This window comes from Methylobacterium sp. E-041, from assembly GCF_022829665.1.
Taxonomy (GTDB): domain Bacteria; phylum Pseudomonadota; class Alphaproteobacteria; order Rhizobiales; family Beijerinckiaceae; genus Methylobacterium.
The window spans coordinates 1-1,552 of record NZ_JAKSYQ010000279.1 but is presented as its reverse complement, the minus strand read 5'-3'; the positions used below and the strand labels follow the sequence as shown (position 1 = coordinate 1,552).

The window sequence follows — 1,552 nt, the reverse complement described above, 5'->3', positions numbered from 1 at the left end:
TTGGTCGTGGTGTAGGACCTGCCCCTCAGCTTATCGCTCAAACGCGCGCCAATCCGGACAATGCTAATTTTTACGCATTCGCCGACTCTCGTCGGTATCTGTCCCTCCGCTGCCTTCGGAGCAGCTTGCGCCCCACCGCGGCGACGACGAGCACGAGGGTGGCAAAGGCAATGCGCATCCCGGCAGGATAGCCGCCGGGGTACGGTTGTTGAGGCACATCTGTTGCATGGACCCCCATAGCAACCGAGCGGCGCATCACTCTCAATGCGGTCGGCTAAGATAGCTATCCTTCGAAGGCTGATTTCCAAGCAGGCAATTTCTCTCAATCAGCGGGAAACCCCATTGAAAATGGGTCTGCCAAGGGGCACGATCCAAGAAGCTGCACAAGTTGCTGCTTCCATTCGCTTCCAGCGAGCGACTACGCTTAAAAAATATCCTAGTAGGGTCAAGCTGTTGTACAGCTTTTGGCTTGAATGTTCATTCATTGCTAGCTTAAGAGAAGCCGGAGAGTTTGGAAGTGTCATAGTCACGGTGAATGCTTATTCCAAAGCCTCCCATGATGCGCACAAATATTTCTCACATAAGTCAGATGGTGAGCCGCAGAGATGAAAATTTTCTTATCTAATCCGAAGCACTTGGCAATAGACTGTCTATCGGCTCGGAGTTTCAGATTGCCAACCCATTTTGACAGCTGGCCTAGAGACATAATTTCGGCAGCCATCCATATAAGCGGATGTTCTGGGTCGTCGTATTTGTTTCTATAATGAACAATAAACGTATCGTTAGAACGATCGATTTCGTCAATAAGACTTGTCAGTGCTTTCGCATAATAGCCAGGCCGATCATAAAACTTGGGCTCAAGGTAACCATGCGGCCCGTATTTGATTGCAAGATGATGCGCCCAGTTTCCCCGCAGACCAACCGCGGCGCCACGTTCCATTTTGACGATCGCTTTGGGAACGAGGGCTGGTGGCAGCGGGTCGGCGCCGAGGCCATGGCGCGAGCCCCGGTCGTTCTGGCAACGGTCGGATGCGATTGGCGCGAGGTTCGCCGATGAGCAATCCGTCCGCATGGCAGGCCGTCGCCGAGCTAGAGGGCGACGTGCGCGACGTGGCTCGCTGGGGCCAAGTCGTCAGCACGATGGCGGAAGCCCAGGCGCATGGGTCAGAGCCGCTAATCACGGTCGCTTATGCGATCATGGATCTCGGCAAAAGACTGACGGCGCAATGGGAGGCGGCCTTGGATGCCGCCCGGCAGGAGAACAGGCGTTGAAAGCCATCCTCGCCGCTCTCGCCATCGCGGACATCCGGTGGGCCGTTGCCGACCTCGCCCGAGCCGAACGGCTTAGCGACGAGGCGGATGCCGCGATGGTGCGGGCTGATGCCCGACGCCGCATCGCCGAAGGCCTAGCTGTCGTTGCCCAGAAGGTTGTTCAGCCTTTGCCAGGGTGTCTGTCGGCTGAGGGCGGAGTGGGTTCGGCTGGTGTTGTAGTGGTCGATCCAGGGGCTCATGGCTTGTGTCCGCTCGGCGGATGAGGCGTAGGGCTCGGCGT

Annotated in this window: 3 protein-coding genes; 1 reads left to right on the top strand and 2 read right to left on the bottom strand. The window is 57.0% G+C overall.

The window, feature by feature from the left end:
• Positions 1-526: 526 nt before the first annotated feature.
• Entirely contained in the window at positions 527-940 is a 414-nt protein-coding gene (locus MKK70_RS24790; protein ID WP_243950528.1) for an Abi family protein, read from the bottom strand.
• A gap of 113 nt (positions 941-1,053) precedes the next feature.
• Between MKK70_RS24790 and MKK70_RS24785 the strand changes: the two genes are divergently transcribed.
• Positions 1,054-1,272: a hypothetical protein gene (locus MKK70_RS24785; protein WP_243950526.1), complete on the top strand. Its 219-nt coding sequence runs from the start codon at positions 1,054-1,056 to the stop codon at positions 1,270-1,272.
• 134 nt (positions 1,273-1,406) lie between these two features.
• On the opposite strand, the gene MKK70_RS31160 is transcribed toward MKK70_RS24785, so the two are convergent.
• A partial coding sequence (locus MKK70_RS31160) for an integrase core domain-containing protein (RefSeq protein WP_409568322.1) occupies positions 1,407-1,552 on the bottom strand: 146 nt, incomplete at its 5' end.

Coding starts and splice junctions, on each gene's coding strand:
- MKK70_RS24785 (WP_243950526.1), top strand. CDS start 1,054: ATGAGCAATCCGTCCGCATGGCAGGCCGTCGCCGAGCTAGAGGGCGAC.
- MKK70_RS24790 (WP_243950528.1), bottom strand. CDS start 940: ATGGAACGTGGCGCCGCGGTTGGTCTGCGGGGAAACTGGGCGCATCAT.